General features: G+C 66.3%; 17 protein-coding genes and 1 tRNA gene. 6 read left to right on the top strand and 12 right to left on the bottom strand.

The annotated features are described in order from the left end of the window. Nucleotides 1-6 precede the first annotated feature (6 nt). Both clpS and H536_RS0111390 read right to left on the bottom strand, forming a co-directional pair. Nucleotides 7-375, bottom strand: coding sequence for an ATP-dependent Clp protease adapter ClpS (clpS, locus tag H536_RS0111395; protein ID WP_009209473.1), 369 nt, complete (start codon nt 373-375; stop codon nt 7-9). Nucleotides 376-590: 215 nt separating this feature from the next. Beyond that, on the bottom strand, nt 591-986 hold the full coding sequence (locus tag H536_RS0111390; protein WP_024350590.1) for a phasin family protein: 396 nt from the start codon (nt 984-986) through the stop codon (nt 591-593). Between the two features lie 376 nt (nt 987-1,362). Between H536_RS0111390 and H536_RS0111385 the strand changes: the two genes are divergently transcribed. Continuing rightward, nucleotides 1,363-2,841, top strand: coding sequence for a serine hydrolase (locus H536_RS0111385; protein WP_024350589.1), 1,479 nt, complete (start codon nt 1,363-1,365; stop codon nt 2,839-2,841). 115 nt (nt 2,842-2,956) lie between these two features. After that, nucleotides 2,957-3,226 (top strand): hypothetical protein, encoded by a 270-nt coding sequence (locus H536_RS0111380; RefSeq protein ID WP_024350588.1) that lies wholly within the window; start codon nt 2,957-2,959, stop codon nt 3,224-3,226. A 47-nt stretch (nt 3,227-3,273) separates the two neighbouring features. On the opposite strand, the gene H536_RS0111375 is transcribed toward H536_RS0111380, so the two are convergent. Beyond that, the gene (locus tag H536_RS0111375; protein ID WP_024350587.1) at nt 3,274-3,711 is read right to left on the bottom strand and encodes a DUF1489 family protein; all 438 of its coding nucleotides are present in this window, start codon (nt 3,709-3,711) and stop codon (nt 3,274-3,276) included. 243 nt (nt 3,712-3,954) lie between these two features. Further along, entirely contained in the window at nt 3,955-4,080 is a 126-nt protein-coding gene (locus H536_RS25345; protein WP_266102132.1) for a hypothetical protein, read from the bottom strand. A 314-nt stretch (nt 4,081-4,394) separates the two neighbouring features. Between H536_RS25345 and H536_RS0111365 the strand changes: the two genes are divergently transcribed. After that, nucleotides 4,395-5,030, top strand: coding sequence for a DUF599 domain-containing protein (locus tag H536_RS0111365; protein WP_156421786.1), 636 nt, complete (start codon nt 4,395-4,397; stop codon nt 5,028-5,030). A gap of 18 nt (nt 5,031-5,048) precedes the next feature. Here H536_RS0111365 and H536_RS0111360 read toward each other — a convergent pair whose 3' ends face one another. From H536_RS0111360 to H536_RS0111350, 3 genes are read right to left on the bottom strand one after another with little or no spacing between them, the layout of a single operon-like run. Next, nucleotides 5,049-5,840, bottom strand: coding sequence for a YdcF family protein (locus H536_RS0111360; RefSeq protein ID WP_024350585.1), 792 nt, complete (start codon nt 5,838-5,840; stop codon nt 5,049-5,051). 16 nt (nt 5,841-5,856) lie between these two features. After that, nucleotides 5,857-7,206, bottom strand: coding sequence for a mechanosensitive ion channel family protein (locus tag H536_RS0111355; protein WP_024350584.1), 1,350 nt, complete (start codon nt 7,204-7,206; stop codon nt 5,857-5,859). Further along, nucleotides 7,206-8,036, bottom strand: coding sequence for an aldo/keto reductase (locus H536_RS0111350; protein WP_024350583.1), 831 nt, complete (start codon nt 8,034-8,036; stop codon nt 7,206-7,208). The genes H536_RS0111355 and H536_RS0111350 overlap by 1 nt, the downstream gene beginning before the upstream one ends. Nucleotides 8,037-8,129: 93 nt before the next feature. On the opposite strand from H536_RS0111350, the gene H536_RS0111345 reads away from it, so the two are divergent. Next, a complete protein-coding gene (locus H536_RS0111345) occupies nt 8,130-9,092 on the top strand; it encodes a heparan-alpha-glucosaminide N-acetyltransferase (RefSeq protein ID WP_035694902.1) in 963 nt (320 codons plus the stop codon). 3 nt (nt 9,093-9,095) lie between these two features. Here H536_RS0111345 and H536_RS0111340 read toward each other — a convergent pair whose 3' ends face one another. The 3 genes from H536_RS0111340 to H536_RS0111330 form a co-directional block, all read right to left on the bottom strand. Then, nucleotides 9,096-9,497, bottom strand: coding sequence for a MerR family transcriptional regulator (locus H536_RS0111340; RefSeq protein ID WP_009209463.1), 402 nt, complete (start codon nt 9,495-9,497; stop codon nt 9,096-9,098). A gap of 114 nt (nt 9,498-9,611) precedes the next feature. Continuing rightward, nucleotides 9,612-11,024, bottom strand: coding sequence for a magnesium transporter (mgtE, locus tag H536_RS0111335; protein ID WP_024350582.1), 1,413 nt, complete (start codon nt 11,022-11,024; stop codon nt 9,612-9,614). Between the two features lie 206 nt (nt 11,025-11,230). Beyond that, nucleotides 11,231-11,315 (bottom strand) — tRNA-Leu (locus H536_RS0111330). A 168-nt stretch (nt 11,316-11,483) separates the two neighbouring features. Here H536_RS0111330 and lipB point away from each other — a divergent pair. Next, nucleotides 11,484-12,236 carry a lipoyl(octanoyl) transferase LipB gene (gene lipB, locus H536_RS0111325; RefSeq protein WP_024350581.1) on the top strand — a complete coding sequence of 251 codons (753 nt, stop codon included), beginning with the start codon at nt 11,484-11,486 and terminating at the stop codon, nt 12,234-12,236. Nucleotides 12,237-12,757: 521 nt separating this feature from the next. Here lipB and H536_RS0111320 read toward each other — a convergent pair. Further along, on the bottom strand, nt 12,758-13,033 hold the full coding sequence (locus H536_RS0111320; protein ID WP_024350580.1) for an acylphosphatase: 276 nt from the start codon (nt 13,031-13,033) through the stop codon (nt 12,758-12,760). A gap of 43 nt (nt 13,034-13,076) precedes the next feature. Further along, nucleotides 13,077-15,092, bottom strand: a complete 2,016-nt coding sequence (locus H536_RS0111315) for an acetyl-CoA carboxylase biotin carboxylase subunit (RefSeq protein ID WP_024350579.1) — start codon at nt 15,090-15,092, stop codon at nt 13,077-13,079. Nucleotides 15,093-15,264: 172 nt separating this feature from the next. Between H536_RS0111315 and H536_RS0111310 the strand changes: the two genes are divergently transcribed. Then, the gene (locus tag H536_RS0111310; protein ID WP_024350578.1) at nt 15,265-15,621 is read left to right on the top strand and encodes a helix-turn-helix domain-containing protein; all 357 of its coding nucleotides are present in this window, start codon (nt 15,265-15,267) and stop codon (nt 15,619-15,621) included. The last annotated feature ends 74 nt before the right edge of the window (nt 15,622-15,695 follow it).

Here is a 15,695-nt window from a genome sequence, read left to right as displayed (position 1 = left end):
TTCACCTCAGTTCTTTTCCATCACGCATTGCAGCGGATGCTGGTGCTGGCGGGCGAAGTCCATGACCTGGGTCACCTTGGTCTCGGCGACCTCGTAGGTGAACACTCCGCATTCGCCAACGCCGTGATTGTGCACATGCAACATGATTCTGGTGGCTGCCTCGCGGTCCTTCTGGAAGAACCGCTCGAGGACGTGGATGACGAACTCCATCGGAGTGTAATCGTCGTTCAGAAGGAGCACTCTGTAAAGGCTCGGCTTCTGGGTTTTGGGTTTCGTTCGCGTGATGACCTCGGTCCCGCGATCGGGGACCTGATCGTCGTCCTTCCCGGCCTGGGACCGCACGGCAGGAGCGCCGTTGCCGGGAAACGCGTGCATGCTCAATTCAACCACCTTCGTCATCGCTCTGTATGTATGTGCCGTGGCACGGATTTTAAGACGCAACGCGGGCATGGCAAAGCATCATCGTGCGGCGTCTCGTCCCTGCCCGCGCCAAGGCATGGCCCGGACACGAAAAAGCCCGGCGGGAGAGCCGGGCTTTTCCTCGTACCGAATATGTGGTGCCCGCGGCCGCGGGACAACCGAGGCGCCGATCAGGCAGCCTTGGTCTCGGCGGCCTGCTTGGCGGCAGCGGCCGGCTTGGTCGCCACGGACGTGCCCGCGGTCGACAGCGTCGCGAGCGAGTGCTCGAACGGCTTGTAGGTCTCCTTGGCGACATCGGTGTAGATCTCGCCCATGCGCGTCGCCTGGCTGACCCAGCCCTGATAGGCGGTCTTGGCGTATTCGCTCTGCAGCGCGATGGCTTTGTCCGGCGAACGCACCTGGAAGAGCTTCTCCATGAATTCGGTCTGCTGCTCATAGGCGCGCTTGGCGAATTCGGACGTCTCCGACGCGACCTGCTGGAAGCCCTTGGTCATGGCCGACACCGACTTCAGCGCGCTGTCCATCGCGTCCTTGGAGAACTTGCTGGCATCTTCATATGCGTTCATCTGGATTTCCCTCGGATTGGTGGTGGTTTGTGGAAGGACGTCCATTCAGCAGGAAGTGCCGGTCCGACCGGTGCCCTGAGCTGCGCCCCGCCCAAAGATATTGCACTGCACAATAAGATTCAAGCGGAATGACGCGCCGCACGCTTCCCATAGGGAATTTCACCTCACTCCTGCCCGTTTCGTTTGGCAGGGTACGAGAAATTTCGATCCGGGATGGGAACGGTCCGGCAACCATAAACCGATTGGTAAGCCCGCCGGCATTAATCTGCGGATCGACACCCGAGGGAGTTGCCCGCTGATATTGCACGGCCTTTCCAAGCGCTGCGACGATATCGACCGGCTTCCTCGCCCATTGCCCGAGCCAGAGAGTTGCTGCGTGCGTAACCCGTTCCCCCGCCTCACCACCGCCGCCAGATCGCTCAGCAGGTTCGCAGGCGTCGTCGCCTTCGGCGCCGGCATGCTGCTGACCGGCGCCGGCCATGCCGAAGCCAACGCCAAATATGCGGGCTTCGTCATCGACGCCAACAATGGCCAGGTCCTCTACAACGACCGGGCCGACGAGTACCGCTACCCGGCGTCGCTCACCAAGATGATGACGCTCTACATGACCTTCGACGCGCTGAAGAGCGGTCGGATTTCCATGAAGGACAAGATGCCGGTGTCGGCCTATGCGGCCGGGCGTCCGCCGTCGAAGATCGGCCTGAAGACCGGCTCGACCCTCACCGTCGAGGAAGCCGTCTATTCGCTGGTCACCAAGTCGGCCAACGATGCCGCCGTGGTGCTGGGCGAGTTCCAGGCCGGCTCCGAATCGGCCTTTGCCGCCCGCATGACCGCCAAGGCGCGTCAGATCGGCATGCCGAAGACCACCTTCCGCAATGCCAACGGCCTGCCGGATTCCGGGCAGAAGACCACGGCGCGGGACATGGCGACCCTGGGCATCGCCCTGCGCGAGCATTTTCCGGAATATTACAAGATCTTCTCGACCCGCTCTTACAGCTTCCGTGGCCGCCGGCTCGGCAACCACAACCGGGTCCTGGGCCGGGTGAAGGGCGTCGACGGCATCAAGACCGGCTACATCAACGCTTCCGGCTTCAACCTCGTCACCTCGATCGAGCGAGACGGCAAGAGCCTTGTCGCCGTGGTCATGGGCGGTCGCTCCGGCCGTTCGCGCGACGATCACATGGTCGAGCTGCTCTCGCGCTATCTGCCGAAGGCCAGCACTCGCGATTCCGGCATGCTGCTCGCCGCCCGCTCGGCCAGCCCGGCCATCGTCGCTGCGCTTCCCAAGCAGGGCCCGGTTCCCGATTCCCGCCCGGCCATGACCGAGATCGACCAGCGCATCGCAATGGCCTACGGCTCCGAGGCCGCCCCGGCCGTGGCGCGCATGGTCCAGCCGCAGTCCCGTCCGATCGTCGGCCGTGATGCCCTGAAGGCGGCCCTCGTCGCCGAGCGTCCGTCGGTGCGCATGCCGATCCCGGCCGCCAGCCGCGTGCCGAGCGCAGGCGTCCGCCTGCCGCCGGCAGCCGTCCCGGGTGGACGCGATCTCGATCCCTCGACGACCGGTGCAATAAAGGTTGCCAGCGTCTCGGAGACCGTTCGCACGCCGACCTCCCCCTGGGTGGTCCAGATCGCCGCCACGCCGGAAGCCGATGCCGCCATGGAGATGCTGGCCACCGCCAAGCGCAAGGTCGGCGGCGAGCTGGCGGATGCCGAGCCCTTCACCGAGACGGTGAAGAGCGGTTCGCAGACGCTCTACCGCGCTCGCTTCGCCGGCTTTGCCAGCAAGGACCAGGCCTGGTCGGCCTGTGCCGCGCTCAAGCGCAGCTCGTACAGCTGCTACGCCGTCGCCAACTGACACCGGTCCGGCGGCCCTTGTTCCGGGCCGCCGACCTCCTTGTCGCCGCCGTGCGACCGACCAGCCCGTCCGTTCAGACGGACCCTAAGATGTATCGCGTAGGAAGGGTTCCAGCATGACGACCGAGCACCAGGCAGCCAGCTTCGCCAACACGCTCGCCTTCGCCGGCAGCGCGCGGGCCGCCAATCCCCACCCGCTGCAGCAGGCCGCGCTTCGCCTCGGCGAAGCCCGCGACGGCCGTTCGCGGCTGAAGGCAAAGGATCTCGTGGGGCTGCTTCTGTCCCATGGCGCCCGCGCCTGGCGGGCATCGCAGCCGATCGCCTACACGCGGATCAGGACCATCGCGCCCGAAGGGCACGCGGCGATCCACATGCGCTTCGGCTGACAACGAGACAATATGAGTTTCAGGCGACCGCCGGATTCGGCGTCGCCTCAGAACAGCCCGAGCTCGATGAGTTCGCGCTGCATGTCCACGGGCAGGTCGCCCTCGCCCGCATCGCCGGTTCCGATGTCCCGCGGCACGTCGTCGGGCGTCAGGTAGCGCCAGCCCTGAAACGGGCGGCGCGGCTGGCGGGCGGTCCGCACGAAAGTCGGCTCCAGAACGAGCCGGCAACGCCCGACGCCTTCGGCATCCTTGAACGGCGCGATGGCGACGAGCGGCTGGCGGACCTGGATCTGGCCCTTGATCACCCAGTAGAGCGAGCCGCCATCGAGCAGTTCGTCGATCCGCTTGGGAACCATGCGTGTCACATGCGCCTGTTCGGCAGGCCGACCCTGAAGACGCGCCGCGTCGAGACGCGCGGCGACATGCTCCTCGAGGTCCTCGACGCTGCCGATTCCGACGCATAGCTTGATCAGATGCAAAGGCATGGGTGCTTCTCGAAGCAAACGGCCCGCCGCGTCAAGCCGGATCAGGCACCCGTGGCTGCCACCTCAGGACGCCGCCGGGCGGATTCCCCACCAGACGCCCGACACGCAATGTCCTGCCCGGCCATGCCGAACGAAAGCTTCGGCAAGGTTAAGACGGCCCGGCACTGGCGTGCCGAAGCGAAGCGGATCGGATCTGTCGGAAAAAGGTCTGCGTCGGTGGGCGCCTGGCGCCGACCGGTTCGGTCAGCTGGCGGCGATGGCGACGGTCTCGGGAACCGTGAAGAGGAACCCCAGAACGAGGAGCGTAGAGAAGATCGCGACCGTCCATACGGTCACGCCCCAGCACGACTTGCGCACGCTGTCATCCATGTAACTGAATATCCTGAATCGAGATGGCTTGCGAACCGGTCATGACCCCCGTCCAGCGGTTGCAGCTCTTAAATATCCGTTAAGCGACGACGCCACAAGGCGGGTGCGATGCATATTTCCTCATGGCTGCTATGTTCCACGGCAAGCTTGTCCCGGACTGATGCCGGCGTGTCGCGCGTCATCTGGCCTGCGTCCCGTTGCCGCGCTATGAAAACCTCATGGAAATCCGGCCCCTCGCCGCGAGGGGCGAAGCGGGGCGTGGCATTGTGACGATCGATACGGGGGATGGCGCCGCACTCGCATTCTTTCTGGCGGTGTGGCTCGTCTACAATATCGTGACGGAGCACGGGCCGCTGGCAGCCCGTGGCCTGTCCCAGGCGATGAACCGGCAACGCGAATGCTGGATGCAGGTGATGCTGCTGCGCGATCTGCGGATGATCGACACGGCGATCATGGCGGGGCTCCAGCAGGGCACCGCCTTCTTCGCCTCCGCCTGCATCTTCGCCATCGGCGGCTGCTTCGCCCTGTTCAGCTCGGCCGACCAGATCGCCACCATCGCCGCCGAACTGCCCTTCCACGCCCGGCTCGACCGCGCGCTGGTGGAGATCAAGCTGCTCGGCCTGGTGACGATCTTCGCCTATGCCTTCTTCAAGTTCGGCTGGGCCTACCGGCTGTTCAATTATTGCTCGATCCTGATCGGCGCGATTCCCATGCGGGCGGAAGCCGATCTCGACCCGGACGCCGCCGAGCGAGCCCTCGCCAAGGCCACGCGGCTGAACCAGCTCGCCGGCAAGCACTTCAACTCCGGACTGCGCGCCGTCTTCTTCGCCATCGCCTATCTCGGCTGGTTCCTCGGCCCGACGGCACTCGTCGCTGCGACGATCCTCGTCGTGGTGATTCTCGCCCACCGGCAGTTCATGTCGAATGCCCGTCGGGCGCTGCTGGACTGAACCGGCCGCTTACCTGTCTCAGGGCGTCGGAAACAGCGCGTCGGTGCGTCCGCTCAGACGGTAGGCGACGAGCCCCAGATATTCGCGAATGGCGAAATGCACCTTTTCCAGGTTGCGGGTCGTCGTGCTGGAGGGGCGGTACAGGGCCGGCCCCGACGGCGTGCGGTAATCCACCGGATAGGGCACGATGTCGAAGCCGGCGACGCGAAAGCATCCGACGGCACGCGGCATGTGCGACGCCGACGTCACCAGCACCCACGTCTCGGCCGGCTTCGGCTGCGCAAGCTCCTTGGCGAAGACGGCGTTCTCGAAGGTGTCGCGCGCGCGCCCGTCGAGAAGCAGGCGGTCCGGCGCCAAGCCCAGCCCCCGGTAGAGCGCCTCGGCGGCCTCGGTCTCGGGAATGTCCTCTTCCAGGAGCGCCGCCACGCCGCCGCTGAACAGCAGCTTCGCCTCCGGGTAACGCTGCGCCAGCTCCATGCCGGCGGTGACCCGGTCAGCCGCGTCATTCAGCTCGTTCATGCCCCGCGTGCGCGCCACCCGCGTGTCGAAGGCCCCGCCGAGGACGATGATACCGTCAATCGCCGGCGGCAGGTCGGGACGGGGAAACCGGTCCTCCAGCACCGCCGTCATCACGAGGCCCAGCGGCGTCAGGCTGCACACCGCCAGTGTCGCCGTCGCAACAACGAACAGACCCGCCGCGATGCGTGGCCGGCCGAGCCAGCCGGCCAGAAGCCCGAGAATCGCGACGAGCAGGATGGCGGCCAGCGGCTGCAGCACGAACCAGCCGATCTTGGCGGCATAGAAGAACAATGGCGGCCCTCTCCGGTCAGCTCTCGTCGCCGTCCCGGCGTGCGACCACCGGCGCATCCTCGCGCGGCTCCGTCTGTACGACGACCGGCGTGCGCATGAGGATCTCGCGATGCGGGAACGGAATGGCAATGCCGTTCGCCTTGAAGGCATCCCACAGGGCCAGCAGCACGTCACCCCTGACATTGGTCAAGCCGGCCTGCGGGTCGCGGATCCAGAACCGCACGACAAAGTCGATCGACGATGCCCCGAAGCCGGTCATCCAGCAGACCGCCGGCTTGTGGGAGACCACCCGATTGCAGCTCTCCGCGGCCTCCTTGGCGATCCGGATCACCGCATGCGGATCGCTGTCATAGGCGACGCCGAACTCCACATCGATCCGCACCAAGTCGTTCGAGAACGACCAGTTGATCACCTGGTTGGTGATGAAGTCCTCGTTCGGGATCAGATATTCGCGGCCGTCGCGGGTCACCACCGAGACGAAGCGCGCCCGCAATTCTCGGATCCAGCCGAAGGTATCGTCGAGCGAGATCGTGTCGCCCGGCTTGATCGAACGGTCGAGGAGAATGATAATTCCCGAGATGAAGTTCGACACGACCTTCTGCAGGCCGAAGCCGAGGCCGACGCCGATGGCGCCCGACAGGACGGTCAGCGCCGTCAGGTCGACGCCGATCGAGGCCAGCGCGATGGCCAGCGCCACCAGGATGAGGCCGATCTTGAGGAACTTGCCGATCAGCACCCTGAGGGTCGGCGTCAGTTCCTGATTGCGCTGGACGCGGGTGTCGAGGAAATTGCCGGCGACCGAGGCGAGCCACAAAGTGATGCCGATCACCGCGATCGCCTTGATCACCAGAAGCGCCGAGATCCTGCTCTGGCCGACCGTGATCGCCGACTGGTCCAGCACCGACGCCACCGGTTCCAGGAGGTCGAGGATCGAGAGGCCCGCGAGCAGCGAAGCGACGATGGTAATCAGCCGGGCCAGAAGCCGGTTGCGCACGATGCGCGAGGCGACGGCGATCACCAGATAGGCCAGCGCCAGGTCGAAGACGACACCGATGATCTGCGAGCGCGGCCCGCCGGCCGCCAGGTCGATCCGGGTCGCCAGCCACAGAAGCAGCACGAAGAAGATCAGCCCCATGCGGCGGCGTACGGCGACGACCAACCGCAGGATCCGGGGGGCGCCCTTGATCCTGCGCGCCTGGACCTCGATCGGTTCGCGGGTCAGGCGATCGAGCACCCAGGCGAGGCCGAGGCAGGCGACGACAACGGCGATCTGGAACAGCGATGACGGCTCGTAGAAGAAGCCGAGCGCATCGCCCGCCCAGTTGGCGAGCGACTCGCCTGTCCGCCGCAGCGTCGCCTCGTCCATCAGGCGCGGTCCCAGTGGGGCGCGAAGGACGGATCGATCAGGCGTTTGCGCTGCAAGGTCAGCTGGTTCAGCGCCGTCCGCTCGGTCTCGGTCAGCTCGAAGTCGAAGATATCGAGATTCTCGCTGAGCCGCTCCGGCGTGCTCGTGCGCGGGATCGCGCCGACGATGTCCTGCTCGACCTCCCATCGCAGGACGATCTGCGCCGGGCTCTTGCCGTGGGCCTTTGCCGCCTCGGTGATCACCGGATCGGCCAGCAGCTCACCGCCCTTGCCGATCGGCGAATAGGCGATCATCGCCATGTCGTGACGACGGCAGGCGGCCAGGACGTTCTCCTGGCTGAGATAGGGATGGTATTCGACCTGGTTGCAGACCAGCGGGGCCGAGGACATGGCGGCCGCCTCGTCGACCATCGCGCTGGTGAAATTGGCGACGCCGATGTGGCGGGTCAGCCCCTCGCCGATCGTCGCGTTCAGCGCATCGATCGATTCTTCCAGCGGCACGTCGGTGTTGGGCCAATGAATCAGCAGGAGGTCGACCGGCCCCTGCCCGATCGCGTCCACCGCCGCCCGGGCGCTGTCCATCAGCTTGTCTTCGGTGATATCCGTCCACCAGATCTTGGTGGTTACGAACAGCTCCTCGCGGGCGATCCCGCTGGCCGCGATGCCGGCGCCGACTTCCTTTTCGTTCCCATACATGCGGGCGGTATCGATATGGCGGTAACCGGCATCGATCGCCTTTGCCACCATATCGACGCAAGTCTGGCCTTCGAGTGTGAATGTGCCAAATCCGATTGCGGGGATGCGGGCTCCGCCTGCCTCGATGATCTTCATGAACTGCCTTTCCGGATTGCGGCGTGCCGGGTCGCTCCGGCCGCTGTCCGTCCTGAAAGATAGGCGGACGGCAAGTGTGTCCAGCGTCAAGGAATGTGCGTGAGCCAGATAGACAACCCGCCCGTCAGCCGCGGGCGTATCGAGATCATCGACATCACGCGCGCCGTCGCGCTGTTCGCGATGGTGATCTACCACTTCACCTGGGATCTGGAGTACTTCAACTATGTCGAGCGCGGGCTGACGGGCCATGGCGGCTGGCGCATCTTCGCGCGCGCCATCGCGTCGTCCTTCCTGTTCCTGGTCGGCGTCAGCCTGGTGCTGGCCAATGGCCGCGGCATTCGCTGGCAGCCCTTCGGCAAGCGTCTGCTGCAGGTCGTGGCCGGCGCGCTCGCCATCACCGTCGCGACGTACTTCGCCACGCCCAACAGCTTCGTCTATTTCGGCATCCTGCATCACATCGCGGTCGCCAGCGTGCTGGGCCTGCTCTTCCTGCGGCTGCCCTGGTTCGTGACGGCGGCACTGGCGATCGCGGTGGTCGCCCTGCGCAGCTTCGTCGCGACGCCGCTACTCGATCCGAAATGGCTCAACTGGATCGGCCTGTTCCAGACCCCGCCGCTCTCCAACGACTTCGTGCCGCTGTTCCCATTCTTCGGGGCAGTCCTCGCCGGCATCGCGACCGCGCGGCTGGCCGTCGACCACGGTTGGGTGGCGCGCATGCGCATGTGGAACGCCGGTCTTGCGCCGTTGTCGCCGCTGGGCGCCATCGGCCGCCATTCGCTGCTGTTCTACCTGTTGCACCAGCCGATCCTCTACGGACTGGTCTTTGTTTTCGCCCAGATCGCGCCGGCCGATCGCACCGCGGGCTTCCACACCGACTGCCAGCGCTCCTGCATTGCCGAGCGCGATGCGGCCTTCTGCGAACGCTATTGCGGCTGCGCGCAACGCGAATTGCAGCGGCGGGACCTGTTCGACGTGTTGATGGGCGGCGATCCGAGCGAGACGCAGATGTCGGCCATCCGCGACGTGACCCGCGAGTGTTCGTTCCGGTCAGAGTGACCGTCAGCCGGTTCGCACGCTCTGGCCGACGCCCAGCTCGGCCATGCGGGTGAGACAGGCTTCCTCGGCGGCGTCGAGTTCGCGCAGCAGGTCCTCAATGTCGCGGCGCTTCTGCTCGAGTTCGCGCCGCTTGTCGCTGACCCGCCCGATGATCGCCTTGAGCTGGCCCGCCTCGCCGGGCGGGCTCTTGTACATGCTCATGATCTCGCGGATTTCCGCGATGGAGAAACCGAGGCGCTTGCCGCGCAGGATGTTCTTCAGGAGCTGGCGGTCGGAATGCCGGAAGAGCCGGGTGCGCCCGCGACGGATCGGCGCCAGCAACCCCTCGTCCTCGTAGAAGCGGATCGTCCGCGTCGAGATGCCGAACTCACGGGTGAGCTCCGTGATCGTATAATAGTCTCGCATTCGACGTTCCGTATCCCTCGGTCGGCGCCCTCAGGGTGATGCATGCCGCCAGATTTACGTAAAAGTCAATCCGGGAACTGCCCCATGGTTACCTGACCGGGGGCATCTCTGACGTCAGCCGAGGCCGAACCAGAAGGCGGCCAGCCCAAGAAAGGCGAAAAAGCCCACCACGTCTGTGACGGTGGTCACGAAGGTACCAGACGCGATTGCCGGATCGGCGCCGAACCGGTCGAGAATCAGCGGAATCAGGATGCCGGCGAGCGCTGCGGCCATCATGTTGACCACCATGGCGACCGCGATCACCCCGCCGAGCCCGGCGCTTTCGAACCAGACGGCGGCGACGAGCCCGATGATCAGGGCGAACAGCACGCCGTTGAGGAGCCCCACCAGCGCCTCGCGCCGGATGATCCGGCCGGCATTGTAGAGGTCGATGTCGCGCGCCGCGAGCGCACGCACCGCGACCGTCATGGTCTGGGTGCCGGCATTGCCGCCCATCGAGGCGACGATGGGCATCAGGATCGCCAGCGCCACCATCTGCTCGATCGTGGCGTCGAACAGGCCGATGACGCAGGACGCCAGGATCGCCGTCGCCAGGTTGATCAGCAGCCAGGAGAAGCGCGACCGCGCCGCCGTCAGCACCGTATCGGAAATCTCTTCGTCGCCGACACCGCCGAGGCGCTTGATGTCCTCGTCGGCCTCCTGTTGCAGGATGTCGATGACGTCGTCGATGGTCAGGATGCCGACGAGACGCTCGTTCTCGTCGACGACCGCGGCCGACAGAAGATCGTACTGCTCGATGATTTGGGCGGCTTCTTCCTGGTCCATCTCGGCCGGGATCGCATGCCGCGTCTCGTGCATGATGTCTTCGATCTTCTCCGGCCGCTTGGCGCGCAGGATGCGGTCGAGATCGACGGCACCCTGCAGCTTGAAGCTGGGATCGATGACGAAGATCTGCGCGAAGGATTCGGGAAGCTCCTCCTCGTCGCGCATGTAGTCGATGGTCTGGCCGACGGTCCAGAACGGCGGCACCGCGACGAATTCCGTCTGCATGCGCCGGCCGGCCGATTCCTCGGGATATTCGAGCGAGCGCCGCAGCCGGATGCGTTCGCGAAACGGCAGCCGGTCGAGGATTTCCTTGCGGTCCTCCTCGTCCAGGTCCTCAAGGATGTAGACGGCGTCGTCGGAATCCAGCTCGCGCAGCGCCTCGGCGACCTGCGCGTTCGGCATCGCGTCGACAATGGACAGGCGGATCGCCTCGTCCACCTCGGTGAGCGCGGTGTAGTCGAACTCGTCGCCCATGAGCCGGACGAGCGACTGCCGGGCGTCGTTGTCGAGCGCTTCGAGAAGGTCGCCGAGCTCGGATTCGTGCAGCCGACCGACTTCCTCGCGCAGATAGGCGGGATTCTCGCCGTCGATCGCCGCTTCGATGCGCTCGAGAAAAGCACCGTCGACGAAGCCGCCCTCATCGTAGATGCCCGACAGTGCTTCGGCCTCGGGCACATCGCTTGTAAGCTGTGTGTCAGCCATGCACCCTCCGATTCTTGGGGTTACCAGAGAAACCCGTCGGCAGGGACGGTCGAGACGCGTCTAGAGGAAATGTCCGTCATTCGGAAGCCGCCCGCGGCAGGCATTCCGACGAATGTCGCAATCGATGCCAGTCGTCAGGTCGCGACCGAGGGTGCCGCAGACCGGGGCGGCAAGGCCGCATGACTGTCCGATTGTCGAAAGAAGGCTGGTGCGGTCGAGAAGACTCGAACTTCCACGGGTTGCCCCACAGCGACCTCAACGCTGCGCGTCTACCAATTCCGCCACGACCGCACGCCGTGTAACCGAGGGCCGGTAATGCCGTCGGTGGCGGGCATGTAACAAGAGTCGCGGAACCGCACAAGGGCTTTTCCAATCGCGACGCCGGCATTTGTCGGATCATCGCACGCCGCCGCCCCGGGCCTGCTTTTCGCGCCCTCCCCGAGCCGCTACATAGCAGCCATGACGACGTCTTCCGAAGCCGCGCCGGCGATCCCCCGCCTTGCCACCGTCACCGAACGATTTGCCGCCAAGGCGGGGTCGGACCCGGTCGAATGGCGCGTCGTCGACGGTCTTCTGCCCTATCCGGAGGCGCTGCAGATGATGGAACGCCGGGTGGCGGAGATCGCCGCCGGCACGGCGCCCGAGACCGTGCTCCTGGTCGAGCATCCGCCGCTCTATACGGCGGGCACCGGCGCCCGGGACGACGATCTCGTCGATGCCCGGCGGTTTCCCGTTTTCAAGGCCGGGCGCGGCGGGGAATACACCTATCACGGCCCCGGCCAGCGGGTGGCCTATGTGCTGCTCGACCTGAAGCGCCGCCGCGAGGACGTCCGCGCTTTCGTCGCCGCACTGGAGGCCTGGATCATTGGCACGCTCGACGGCTTTCAGGTCCGCGGCGAGCGCCGCGAGGACCGCGTCGGCGTCTGGGTGCAACGGCCCGAGCGCGCGCGGGCCGCCGACGGCACGATCGCCGAGGACAAGATCGCCGCCATCGGTATCCGGGTGCGCCGCTGGGTGACCTTCCACGGCATCTCGCTGAACGTCGATCCTGACCTCGACCATTTCACCGGCATCGTGCCCTGCGGCATTCGCGGCCACGGCATCACCAGCCTCGCCGATCTCGGTATCCTGGTGTCCATGCCCAAGGTCGACACCATGCTGCGGGCGCAGTTCGAGGCCGTGTTCGGGGACACGGCGGACGCGCGGCTGTAGGCGGCACGAGGCATCGGGCCTGTTTCCGCCGCTTACTGCCAAGCGGGGGGCCGCCTTTGGGTCGCGGCATGTCGGCCCCGGACAGGCGTGCGGCACACCGCCACCGGACACGCGTTGCGATGTCGAGGCATGGGTCCTCGGGTCAAGCCCGAGGATGACGCGCGGTGGCGTGGGGATCGCCCACACGCACAGGCCGCGGGTGACAGGGACGTCGGAGCGGACGCGGTAGAGGATAGGAACGAGCCCGCACTGACACCGTCTCCGACACGCGCATGTGTCGCGAGCCGGGTGGCCATGCCGACGAGCGAGCATGCCTTCGGCCCGATCCCTGCTACAGCACCCAACTGCTTCGAAGAGACCGATCAAACGCGGCGCACGGTGATTGGCGAAACCCTATATCAAGGTCGTCATCCTCGGGCTTGACCCGAGGACCCATGCCAAACCGGTCCCGCTGCACCGACGGATACAAGCAAGCGACAACATCCTGCCGGATCACGAGAATACGTTCGTACGCCCCCGCCCTACGCCGTCGCGCGCACAGCGAATTCTCCGTCCGGCACCTCATCGCTCTCCGCAACATCGACCGCCGACACGGACGCGCTGGACGGCCCCGTCCACAGCGCAGCGAGCATGTCGTCAACGATCGCGGGCTCGCCAGCGATGACGGCCTCGACGTCGCCGGACGCACGGTTGCGCACCCAGCCGGACAGGCCACGCCGCACCGCCTCGTCGCGGCACCAGGCGCGGTAGCCGACGCCCTGAACCCTTCCGGCGACGGTCAAGTGAACGGATTTCATCGACGCCTCGTCAGTGCTTGCGGATCCGGCCGGCAAGCCAGCCCTATTCGAACTCCATGATCACCGCGTCGACGGCGAGGCTGTCGCCCGGCTTGGCGTTGAGCTTGGTCACCGTCGCGTCGCGCTCGGCCCGCAGGATGTTCTCCATCTTCATCGCCTCGACGACGGCCAGCGTCTCACCGGCCTTGACCTCCTGCCCCTCTGAAACCGCGATCGAGACGACGAGGCCCGGCATCGGGCAGAGCAGCATCTTCGAGGTGTCCGGCGGCGTCTTCTCCGGCATCAGCCGGTCGAGCTCGGCAATGGCCGGGGACAGAACCTTGGCCTCGACCCACAAGCCGTCGACGAAGATCGCCGTCACGTTCTCGCGCGAACGCACCTGTGCGGCGAGTTCCTCGCCGTCGAGCGTCCCGAACCAGGGCGACTGGCCCGGCTCGTAGCCGGTCGCGAGCACGCATTCGGCGCCATCGACGCTCATGCGGTACTGCACCGGGCCGCCCGCGGTGCCGGCCTCCGGCACGACGGTCACCGCCAGATACTTGCCGTCGATCTTGGCGACCCAGTCCCGCTGGATTGCGCCGGAATGGACGCGCAGGCGGTCGATATGCCGGTCGAGCCGGGCCTTGCGGGCCATCTCGATGGTGGTGGCCACCAGCGCGGCCCGGCGAAGCGTTTCCGCTGAAGGGGTCGGCCGCGCGAAGCCATCGGGATATTCCTCGGCGATGAAGGCCGTCGACAGCCGGCCCTCGCGCCAGCGCGGATGCTCCATCAGCGCCGCGAGAAACGGAATGTTGTGTTCGATACCCTCGATCTCGAAACGCGACAGCGCGACGCTCATCGCGTCGATCGCCGCCTCGCGCGTCGCCGCGTGGGTACAGAGCTTGGCGATCATCGGGTCGTAGAACATGGCGATCTCCGAGCCCTCGGTGACGCCGGTATCGTTGCGCACGGTGGCGTCGCCGAGCGGCCCCTCCTGCGGCGGCCGGTAGCGGGCCAGACGCCCGATCGACGGCAGGAAGCCGCGGAACGGGTCTTCGGCGTAGATCCGGCTCTCGACGGCCCAGCCCTCAAGCCGCACCGCGTCCTGCGCGATCTGCAGCGTCTCGCCCGCCGCAACGCGGATCATCTGCTCGACGAGGTCGATGCCGGTGACGAGCTCGGTCACCGGATGCTCGACCTGCAGCCGGGTGTTCATCTCGAGGAAGTAGAAATTGCGCTCGGCATCGACGATGAACTCCACCGTGCCGGCGCTCTGGTAATCGACGGCCTGGGCCAGTGCGACCGCCTGTTCGCCCATGGCGCGCCGCGTCTCGGCGTCGAGATAGGGCGACGGCGCCTCCTCCACGACCTTCTGGTTGCGCCGCTGGATCGAGCATTCCCGCTCACCCAGATGGATCGCGTTGCCGTGCGAATCCGCCAGCACCTGGATTTCGATATGGCGCGGATCGACGATGAACTTCTCGATGAACACCCGGTCGTCGCCGAAGGAGGAACTCGCCTCCGATCGTGCCCGGTCGAATCCATCGCGGCATTCCGCGTCGTTCCAGGCAATCCGCATGCCCTTGCCGCCGCCACCGGCAGACGCCTTGATCATCACCGGGTAGCCGATCTCGCCGGCAATCCGCACCGCCTCAGCCGGGTCCTCGATGATCCCCAGATGGCCGGGGACGATGTTCACGCCGGCCTTCTCGGCGAAGAGCTTCGATTCGATCTTGTCGCCCATCGCCCGGATCGCCCTCGGCTTGGGGCCGATGAAGACGATGCCGTTCTCCTCGAGGAGTTCGCAGAAGCTGGCCCGCTCCGACAGGAAGCCGTAGCCCGGATGCACCGCTTCGGCGCCGGTGGCGCGGCAGGCCTCCAGGATCTTCTCGGCGACGAGATAGCTCTCGCCGGCAGGCGACGGGCCCACATGCACGGCCTCGTCGGCCATCGCCACATGGACGGCACGGCGGTCCGCATCGGAATAGACCGCCACGGTGGCGATGTTCATCGCCCTTGCCGTCTTGATGACCCGGCAGGCGATCTCACCGCGATTGGCGACCAGAATCTTCTTGAACATGATGGGGTGCTACTCCGGAACAGATCGTGCATCCTGCAATCGCGTCCGTTTTGACCTCTGGGCCGTCCGACTGCAAGCCGCATGCCCCGTCCGCGCCGCGGACCTCGCCTGCGGCCGGCAGCGCCGCGACGGGTCCGGATGCGAACCGCGCCAGGAAGGAAGCAAGGGCCCGATGACGGATATCATGCAGATGGATGGCGATACGATGGGCGGGCGCATTCAGCGCGGCCGCGAATCGCTGGGCATCACCACCGCCGAACTCGCGGCGCGCCTCGGCGTGAAGCCGGAGACCATGCGCGGTTGGGAGCGCGACCGGTCCGAGCCGCGGGCCAACCGCCTGATCACCCTGTCCGGCATTCTCGGCGTCAGCCCGGCCTGGCTGCTCGGCGGCTATGGCGAGGTTCCCGACACCGTCGATCTCGACGAGAACGGCGTGGCCGCCCGGCTCGACAATCTGCGCGCCCGGCGCGATGTGCTGGACCGCGAGATCGCCCGGCTGGAAACCGCCATGGCAAGCGCATCCGCATGACGATACTCGCTACTTCGATGCGCCGACCGAGTCTCTGCCACGCGGCGCCCATGTCCTCCCGCGGATCCCTGTCC

Source organism: Aurantimonas coralicida DSM 14790 (assembly GCF_000421645.1).
In the GTDB taxonomy this organism is placed as follows: domain Bacteria; phylum Pseudomonadota; class Alphaproteobacteria; order Rhizobiales; family Rhizobiaceae; genus Aurantimonas; species Aurantimonas coralicida.
Note: the sequence above shows the minus strand (reverse complement) of the source record. Positions and strands in the feature narration are given on the sequence as shown.

Coding starts and splice junctions, on each gene's coding strand:
- H536_RS0111380 (WP_024350588.1), top strand. CDS start 2,957: ATGACGACCGAGCACCAGGCAGCCAGCTTCGCCAACACGCTCGCCTTC.
- lipB (WP_024350581.1), top strand. CDS start 11,484: ATGACGACGTCTTCCGAAGCCGCGCCGGCGATCCCCCGCCTTGCCACC.
- H536_RS0111310 (WP_024350578.1), top strand. CDS start 15,265: ATGACGGATATCATGCAGATGGATGGCGATACGATGGGCGGGCGCATT.
- clpS (WP_009209473.1), bottom strand. CDS start 375: ATGCACGCGTTTCCCGGCAACGGCGCTCCTGCCGTGCGGTCCCAGGCC.
- H536_RS0111355 (WP_024350584.1), bottom strand. CDS start 7,206: ATGGACGAGGCGACGCTGCGGCGGACAGGCGAGTCGCTCGCCAACTGG.
- H536_RS0111390 (WP_024350590.1), bottom strand. CDS start 986: ATGAACGCATATGAAGATGCCAGCAAGTTCTCCAAGGACGCGATGGAC.
- H536_RS0111350 (WP_024350583.1), bottom strand. CDS start 8,036: ATGAAGATCATCGAGGCAGGCGGAGCCCGCATCCCCGCAATCGGATTT.
- H536_RS0111320 (WP_024350580.1), bottom strand. CDS start 13,033: ATGAAATCCGTTCACTTGACCGTCGCCGGAAGGGTTCAGGGCGTCGGC.
- H536_RS0111340 (WP_009209463.1), bottom strand. CDS start 9,497: ATGCGAGACTATTATACGATCACGGAGCTCACCCGTGAGTTCGGCATC.
- mgtE (WP_024350582.1), bottom strand. CDS start 11,024: ATGGCTGACACACAGCTTACAAGCGATGTGCCCGAGGCCGAAGCACTG.
- H536_RS0111345 (WP_035694902.1), top strand. CDS start 8,130: ATGTGCGTGAGCCAGATAGACAACCCGCCCGTCAGCCGCGGGCGTATC.
- H536_RS0111375 (WP_024350587.1), bottom strand. CDS start 3,711: ATGCCTTTGCATCTGATCAAGCTATGCGTCGGAATCGGCAGCGTCGAG.
- H536_RS0111315 (WP_024350579.1), bottom strand. CDS start 15,092: ATGTTCAAGAAGATTCTGGTCGCCAATCGCGGTGAGATCGCCTGCCGG.
- H536_RS25345 (WP_266102132.1), bottom strand. CDS start 4,080: ATGGATGACAGCGTGCGCAAGTCGTGCTGGGGCGTGACCGTATGGACG.